Source organism: Acinetobacter sp. UBA5934 (assembly GCF_002430855.1).
In the GTDB taxonomy this organism is placed as follows: Bacteria; Pseudomonadota; Gammaproteobacteria; order Pseudomonadales; family Moraxellaceae; genus Acinetobacter.
Genome location: NZ_DJDC01000081.1, coordinates 1 through 8,790 on the forward strand (window position 1 = coordinate 1; position 8,790 = coordinate 8,790).

At 42.1% G+C, this 8,790-nt stretch carries 6 protein-coding genes; all 6 read right to left on the reverse strand.

Annotation, left to right across the window (positions count from 1 at the left end; translation table 11 throughout):
* On the reverse strand, nucleotides 1–453 hold a 453-nt coding region (locus B2Y23_RS05785; protein ID WP_291369564.1), incomplete at its 3' end, for a hypothetical protein.
* A 4-nt stretch (nucleotides 454–457) separates the two neighbouring features.
* The gene (locus tag B2Y23_RS05790) at nucleotides 458–4,906 is read right to left on the reverse strand and encodes an Hpt domain-containing protein (protein ID WP_291369566.1); all 4,449 of its coding nucleotides are present in this window, start codon (nucleotides 4,904–4,906) and stop codon (nucleotides 458–460) included.
* Between the two features lie 173 nt (nucleotides 4,907–5,079).
* Nucleotides 5,080–7,152: a methyl-accepting chemotaxis protein gene (locus B2Y23_RS05795; RefSeq protein ID WP_291354418.1), complete on the reverse strand. Its 2,073-nt coding sequence runs from the start codon at nucleotides 7,150–7,152 to the stop codon at nucleotides 5,080–5,082.
* A 49-nt stretch (nucleotides 7,153–7,201) separates the two neighbouring features.
* Nucleotides 7,202–7,738 carry a chemotaxis protein CheW gene (locus B2Y23_RS05800; RefSeq protein ID WP_291354417.1) on the reverse strand — a complete coding sequence of 179 codons (537 nt, stop codon included), beginning with the start codon at nucleotides 7,736–7,738 and terminating at the stop codon, nucleotides 7,202–7,204.
* Between the two features lie 5 nt (nucleotides 7,739–7,743).
* Nucleotides 7,744–8,112, reverse strand: coding sequence for a response regulator (locus tag B2Y23_RS05805; RefSeq protein WP_291369568.1), 369 nt, complete (start codon nucleotides 8,110–8,112; stop codon nucleotides 7,744–7,746).
* Nucleotides 8,113–8,135: 23 nt separating this feature from the next.
* Nucleotides 8,136–8,519, reverse strand: coding sequence for a twitching motility response regulator PilG (gene pilG, locus B2Y23_RS05810; RefSeq protein ID WP_067723812.1), 384 nt, complete (start codon nucleotides 8,517–8,519; stop codon nucleotides 8,136–8,138).
* Nucleotides 8,520–8,790 lie beyond the last annotated feature (271 nt).

The window sequence follows — 8,790 nt, forward strand, 5'->3', positions numbered from 1 at the left end:
ACCGATTGAAGACTGGATATGGCCCATTTGCGGGATGTGAAATAACTGATCCCCCATACGCACATACTGGAATACTGCTGGGTCAGTCACTTGCTGATCGGTATCAACCACTTCAGAAATACGCAGACGAATCGTTTTTGGCATCTCATTACACATCAGGGCAAAACGCTGGCTGACATCATCCCCCTCAATCACCAAGGCTACACCAGTTTTACGCTGTGGATCATTAACTGCATATACCGGTAATTTCAGTTCATGCCATTCCACAAAAGGCACTTGTGTAGGACTATCCAGTGCGGACAAAACAATATTTTGCGGAAGAATTATCGCCTCTTTACCATGACAATCAATGATATAGGTATCGATAAATCCGGTAGATACCGTAATAAGGTGATGTAACTCTTGTTGTGAAATTCGATCAACAGCAGAGTTTGAAACACTATTTTGGCTCATTGCATTACCCCTGACTGGTTTCTAACAAACTTTCCACATTTTCCAGCAATTCAGCTTCCTGGAACGGTTTACCCATATAGTGGGTTACACCAAGGCTGAATGCACGTTCACGGTGCTTCTCGCCTGTTCTTGACGTAATCATAATAATAGGCAGGTTTTGATGCACTTCATGGTGACGAACCAGATTCGTGACTTCAAAACCATCCATTCGAGGCATTTCAATATCCAGCAACATCAAGTCCGGTTTGACATTTTCCAGCTGCTCCATGGCATCAATACCATCTTTAGCCATCACCACATCAAAGCCCTGACGCTCAAGTAAACGTGAGGTCACCTTACGTACAGTCACCGAGTCATCCACGATCATAATCAGGCGACGTGCATTGTTGTAACGAGAATGCTCACGCTGATCGGACAGATGTTTAATACGTTGTGTGCTCTGGATTTGTCGGACAATATTCTGGCCATCCAAAATCAGGCAGACTTGACCATCACCTAAAATGGTGGCTCCAGTCACTACACCGACACTTGAGAATTGCTGACCGATCGGTTTTACCACAATCTGTGCGCGCGAACCAATCAGCTGATCGACAAGTAATGCAATGGTTTGCCCATTATTTCCCTTAATTAACAGCACAGGTAAAGAATGCGCAATATTACTTAAACGCGGTAAAGGTTGATTGGAAACGAATTCAGATAAATAACGCAGTTTATAACTGGTGTTATCAATTTTAAAGAAGTCATCTTTACTGTTGAAATATTGCTCCAGCGTAGATGGGGCAATTCGTACAATACGGTCAATCTGTGCCAGTGAAATTGCGAACTGCTGATCACCCGATTTCACCATCAAGGCGTCACTTACCGCTACAGTCGTCGGTACGCGAATGGTAAATGTCGTGCCTTTACCCAATTCAGAATCGATAGAAATATGACCACCGAGCGCCTTAATTTCACTTTGCACCACATCCAGACCTACACCGCGTCCGGAAATCTGGGTCACTTCTTTGGCTGTACTGAATCCAGGATGGAAAATAAATTGCAGGATTTCCTGTTTATCAATAGGTTGATCGTCTTTAATTAAACCCAAGCTGACTGCTTTTTCTTTAATTCTGGTTTCATCAATCCCTTTACCATCATCACTGAACGATACCAGTACATCGGTACCTTGACGGCTAATATTGAGGACAATTTGCCCGACTTCAGGCTTCTGTAGCTCATGTCTTACCGGAGTGTCTTCCAGACCATGATCGATCGCATTACGTAGCATGTGCTCGAATGGAGTGACCAAACGCTCAAGAATGTTACGGTCTAATTCGCCTTCAGTGTTTTGAACCACTAATTCTGCCGGACGGTTCAAAGTGGATGATGTTTGACGCACAATCCGTTGTAAACGTGGCAATAAGCGGTCAAATGGTACCAGACGGGTACGCATCAAGCTTTCCTGAATCTCGGCTTGAATACGTGATTGTTGTAGCAACAAACCTTCCGTATCACGAATCTTTTCAGCCAAGGTGGTTTTAAAGTCGACCAAGTCGGATGCAGATTCTGCCAGTGATTTTGATAACTGGTTCAAGGATGAATATTGGTCCATCTCCAGTGGGTCAAAGTCGGCATAACGTGAGCTATCACCATGTTTCGCAATAATTTGTGACTCGAGCTCACCTTCCATTCGACGCAACTGGTCAGCCAAACGCTTGATCGCCAGTTCCATCTCGTTCAGGGTATTACCAAACTGCCCCAAGTCCATTTCAATACGCGAACGGTTAATCGAATTTTCACCAGACAAGTCGATCATTTTTTCCACCAGATCGGCAGAAATACGGATCATTTCATTGCTATTGTCCTGTTGCGCACTTGTATCCCACTCACCCATCATGGAAGGCGGTTCAGTACCATCACCTTGAACAAACTCAAAGGCCTTAGCGGTAATAAGCGTATCGGTCTTGTTGACGCGACTTGGCAATTGAACAGTTACATCAACAAATTCAATCGACTCCAGACTTAATTTAACACTATCGTAATTACTGAAATCATGCTCGAAGATTGCCTGTTTTAACCATGCAAACGTGGTTTGTAATAACAGGTCATAGACATTCGAATTGAACTGATGCACCGCAAAGCGTTCAAACGTAGTTTCCAACTGGTAGGCAATCGCTGCTACCGGTTCATTTGCAACCATGCGCGCACCACCTTTCAAACTGTGGGCTGCACGTTGTAATTGAAGCAGCAAGCTACGATCGCTACGCTGGTCAAACCATTGTTTCAACCAAGCATCTGTAGACTCCAGAATCTCTTCGGCTTCTTCCAGGAATGTTTCTTCTGCAATTGAACGGATACTATCATCTGGATCTTCAACATCAACCGGACTTGCCAAGGCAACTTCAGCCTCTGTTTCAACTTCTACAGAAATTATAACTGGCTCTACCGATTCATCTGCAACTGTTTTAGCTTCAGCTTCGGTGTCAACTGCAATTTCAGTTGCCACTTCAAGTTCTGCATCTGCTTCTACAACCGTAGCACTTACAGCAACATTACCTTGAGCGATGGCCTGAATATTACGCAAAATTTCAATCGATTCAGCACCGGAATAATCAATCTGATTATCACGGATAACCTGAATACGGTCGGATACATCATCTTGTACCAAACGGATAATGCTGATGAGCTGAGGATTGACCTCAATTTGCTGACGGATCACGCGCTCATAAATGCTTTCTAATTCATGCGAGATCAGGCCAATATGCGTCGCCTGAATCATGTTTGCACCCCCTTTTAGGGTATGTAAATAACGCATTAAATTATTTAATGCTGCAGTATTGGATGGATCTTTCGACCAGGTGTTCAAGTCCTGATCAATCCCACCCAACAATTCATCGGCTTCTTCCAGGAAGATACCCAGCAAATCTTCATCAAAATCACGATTGGCATCAGCGGCATGCATTTGGGCACGATCTGCACGAATTTTTTGTGAAATCTGCGCCAGATCAACAGTACCTGAAACAGCAGCTGAGGTTTCAGCTGGAGTTGCCATACTCGGCTCTTCGGCTGCAAACTGTTCAAGATCTTGCTGAACAAAGGCGGTAAGATCGCTCAATATTTTGTGAATGTCTTCGGTTAAAATTACGCGCTGACCGGCCGCCAAGGTATCGAACAGATGAATGAATTCCTGATGCGCTTGCCCGAATAATTCATAGGCATAATCGATATTCAGCAATTCCGGTTTGAGTACCAGTGCTTCATAGCTCGACTTCAATTCATTGGTAAACTGATGAATACCAATCGCAGCGCGATTATCGGTATGATCCAATAATTGCTGTGCCTGCTGGCTTAAGGCCTGAATATATTCCGGATATTCAACTTTGGCACGTTTTTCAAATTCGAATTCTGCATCCAATAACAAATCAATATTTAATTCGATCAGCTTGGATACCAAACCTTGCGGGTTTACATCCTCATTTACTTCTGCCGAATTAAAGCCATAATTGTCCCATGCCGTGCTAAAGGTTGCATAAATCGCATCAAGTTTCTGGGTTTGACCCTGTCTTAAGGTATGTAAATAATCACGGACAAATTCAGCATATTGAACCAGTAAGGCCGTCTGACTCGATGTTGAAACAATTTCTTCTTGTAATAGGGTTTTAAATAAGTTTTCAACATGGGTGCTGGCGACAAAAATTTGCTCAATTTGTGCCATAGATGAGCTGCCGCGCAAGGTATGCAAGGCACGAATCAGGCCGTTATAATCCTGATGTTGCTCTTGCTCATTTTGCAGGAACTGATCAATCGTAAGCAGATGTTCTTCCGCTTCTTCAATAAAGATTGCAACCGTTTCTTCAATATCATTATTGTGGTCTACTGCAACTGGCTCTTCTGTAGCCATTGTTTCGAGTGCTGTTTCAGCTTCTGCTTCACTCACTTCTTGATCTTGTAATTCTAAACCGGTAACACAATCTACACTTGTCAGAGTGCGAGACAGCTCAAGCAGTTCTTCTAATGCAGGTTCTAAACTGACCTGCTGCTGTATTTGCTGCCCTAATAGTACTAAAGGTCTTATGTCAATATCGGTATTTTGAACAGTTTTAAAAATTGGGTATAACTTATATTGATAAATATTATAGACAGTCTGGGCAAAGCGTTGAACTGTGCTGTCTAAAGGTACTGTACCGGAAAGCACACGATTTAAAGTATCTTCAACCGCCCAGGCCAATTCACCTGCAGATTTTGCCCCCACCATGCGTCCAGAACCTTTAAGGGTATGGAAATGACGGCGAATCGTAGTCAAAATTGCCTGGTCATTGGGATTTTCAAACCAAGTTGTAAATAAAGTACTTAATTCAACAAAGATTTCTTCTATTTCTTCAACAAAAATTTCTAGAATTTCTGCATCTTGATCAAGATAACTATCTTCAGGAAGCGTAGTTGTTTCAACTAAATTTTTTAATATTTCTTTCATAGCTTAGGCTTCTTACGTTTATCTGCCACCAAGAAGGGTGCTCAAACTTAATTGTCACTATCACGCGAGACCTAACTTTGAGGTTAAGTTCATCTTGCCGATGCTTTATCTGTGATTTATTGATATGCCCTACCCTAAAGTAAGGCATATCACCCCAAAGCTTGCGTATTACCTTAGTCCGGTAATTTAAAGTCAGTTACAGACTCACGTAACGATTCGGCCATATTTGCCAATTCAGATACTGATCGTGCTGTATCAAATGTTGCAGTTGTCGTTTGAGAGGTAATTTCCTGTACAACATTCATCGTGGTTGCAATATGACCTGCAGAAGCTGACTGAAGTTTTGCAGCATCAGAAATGTTTGCAATCAATTTCGCCAGGTTGCTGGATACACTTTGAATTTCATCCAGTGCCACACCGGCATCTTTAGACAAGTTCGCACCGCGTACAACTTCCGAAGTGGTTTGTTCCATCGAAATAACCGCTTCGTTGGTATCTGTTTGAATGGTTTTTACCAAGCCTTCAATCTGTTTGGTTGCAGATGCTGAACGTTCCGCAAGACGCTGTACTTCATCGGCTACCACGGCGAAACCACGACCTGCTTCACCTGCCATCGATGCCTGAATTGCAGCGTTTAATGCCAGGATGTTGGTTTGGTCGGCAATATCATTAATCAAGGCAACGATGTTACCAATTTCCTGAGAAGATTCACCCAGACGTTTAATACGTTTAGAGGTTTCCTGAATCTGCTCACGAATGGTATCCATACCTTCAATAGAACGGTTTACGACGTCTGCACCATTGGCAGCGATTTGTACCGAACGTTCCGCAACCACCGCTGACTCTTCAGCATTTGAAGATACCTGGTCAATAGACATTGCCATTTCATTAATCGCGGCAGATGCACCGGCAATTTCTTGCGCTTGGTGTTCTGATGCTTCAGCCAGCTGGTTGGTAATGCCCTGCGTGTTCGCCGTATATTGCGCAACTTCTTGAGAAGTTTCGGTAATACGCGAAACCAAGTCACGTAACTGGTCAATCGCAAAGTTAATTGAGTCGGCAATGGCACCGGTAAAGTCTTCAGATACTGTTGCGTATGAACGCAAGTCACCATCTGCCAAGTCGGCAATTTCATCCAGTAAACGTAAAATTGCGTTTTGGTTACGGTCATATTCTTCTTGCAAGCTTGCCACACGCTGTTTATCTGACTGGCCACGTAAAGCAAGTAATTTAAATACCGTAAACAAGAAACCGACCAGACACAGAATTAACAGCAAGGCAGGAAGTGCAATAGCCAAGCTTGAACCACCTGATAACTTATTCAGGCTTTCTAACAACTCATCTGACTGGGCAAAAATTGAAGCTGAAGCTTGACGGACTTTTACAATCTGAGCCGAGTTTTTAAGAATCGTTGCAGAAGCTGATTTCAATACATCATCGTATTCGCTTTTAATCCCTTCCAGTGATTCACGTAATGCTGGATCACTAATACGTTCCACACCCAGTTCTGCACTACCATTGAGCTGTGCATTGAGATAAGAACCGAAGGTTTCAGTATCGGCACTGAAGTCATCCGCAGATTCACGCGAGTTATCGCTACCAGTAAGTACCGAACTAATTGAACGTAAGATACGTTCTGCAATAAATACCTGGTTTTTTGCAATAACGACCTGGTTACTCGGCACATTTTGACGTGCCATTTGGTCAACCATCAGGTTGTATTCTGCCTGAATTCCCGGAATTGATTCGCCGATTGCAATGTTGGTATCGTAAAGCTTGTTAATCATTTGTTGTTGAGAAGAAATTAAATCAATCCCTTCTGATACCGTTTTCCACTGCTTTTCCACTTCAACCAGTGCATCTGTACGTGGATGAATATCATTTACCGTTTCCAGGTTTTCAGCAAATTCTTTTTGTGATTGCAGAAGTTTATCAATCGACTCTTTGGTTCCTGAAGCTGTTGCATCAGTGGCCTGACGTGAAATGGTTTGTGATAATAGACGCAAATCACCCACGCTACGTGTCAATTCGTTGTTACGCGGCACACTATAGAATAGGTACAACAACAGGAATAGTGCTACGGTCAGACAGAATGCTGCGCCCAAAATTAATGGTTTGGACTTTTCACTGTCACCAAATACACGTGATAATTGCTCTGTCTGTGATTGAATCTTTGCTAATAAAGCATTCCCGCCCTTACGGCCGGTACTTTCACTTGTATTCTTCTTTTTAAGTTTGAAGCCCATCCAGCTTCTCCCCGAGTTGCGCTATCATTCTTTAGCTTGCGACTATTAATTAATTTATAAATTTTATAGAGGCATTCATGTATTTTGGGTTTTGCAATAAACGACTAAATAAGAAAACATGCCAGTGTTGATTATGTTGATAAAAATATCCCTGACAATATTCTTGTAAATTGCTGTCTAATTCGCCGTGTTTAGAAAAGAAACTTTTCTTGTTAAAGTGTTGGATCCCCAAAACCTGATCTACCACCAAACCGACATAATGGTCATTGTGACTAATACACAATACTTTTTGAGTCGGTGAAAACTGACTTCGATGCCCCGAAATATAATGCGCCAAATCAGCGACTGAAAGTAAGCGTCCCCGAATATTGGCCAATCCCACCACCCATGGCTGGGTATTTGGAACCGGCGTATATTTTGGGGGATATATCACTTCAGATACTTCACCCAAAGGGGCAACAAAATATTGCCCCATCATCTCAAAAGCAATCCCTGACCATCGGTTTACTTCATTTTCAGTTGAAACGTAGTTTTTGTTACCACGCTTAGCAATCCGAAGTAATTCGATAAATCCGTTAGCTGCCATAGAGCTTATCCTGCATTGAGGTGTTGTTTAATCACATCAATTAATTGTTTTTCATCAATAGGCTTGGTCAAGTAATCACTTGCCCCCTGCCGTTTTCCCCAAACGCGGTCTGTTGCCTGATCCTTGGTACTGACAATCACAATCGGAATGTGTTTTGTCGTAGCACCACGCGCAATTTGACGTGTCGCCTGGAAACCGTTTACCCCTGGCATTACCACATCCATTAGCACAAGATCTGGCAGTTCTGCTTGTGCCATTGTGACACCATCAGCACCATTTGCCGCTTCGATAACATCGAAGCCATGCTTGGTTAAAATTTCTTTAAAACGAAATGTTTCTGTTGGTGAATCATCAACAATAAGGATACGTGACATGCTTTTCCCCAATAAAATAAAACTTATGCTGTTACGTGATTACGGATTGCGTTTAACAATTCATCTTTACTAAAGGGTTTAGTTAAATACTCATCCGAACCAACAACACGACCTTTTGCCTGATCAAATAAACCATCTTTACTTGACAGCATAATGACTGGAATATTTTGATAATTTTGCGAATTCTTGATAAGTGCACAAGTTTGGTAACCGTCCAAACGTGGCATCATAATATCGACAAACACGATATCCGGATTGGCTTCAGCAATTTTTGCCAAAGCTTCAAAACCATCTACTGCGGTCACGACTTCACAACCTTCACGTTGTAGTAATGTTTCTGCTGTACGACGAATGGTTTTTGAATCATCAATCACCATGACTTTTAGATTTTGGAATTTATCGTCCATTTTGACCCTTCCCATTTTAGAAACGATGCGCCATAAGGCTCATAGGATTATTTTATTACGATCGATAAACATTTTTAACACAAATCCACTTGTATTATCAATGAACATTTTCTACACAAGTGTGCAAAAATAGCGGATTTCATCAACCATTTCACATTTTTATTTTGTCATTGCTTTTTTTTTGACTGACGGTAGTTTTTAATTCGTGAGTTTGAGTCTAATATAGCATTATTCTTACTTTAAAATAAGTAATTTAGTCAACTTTCAATTG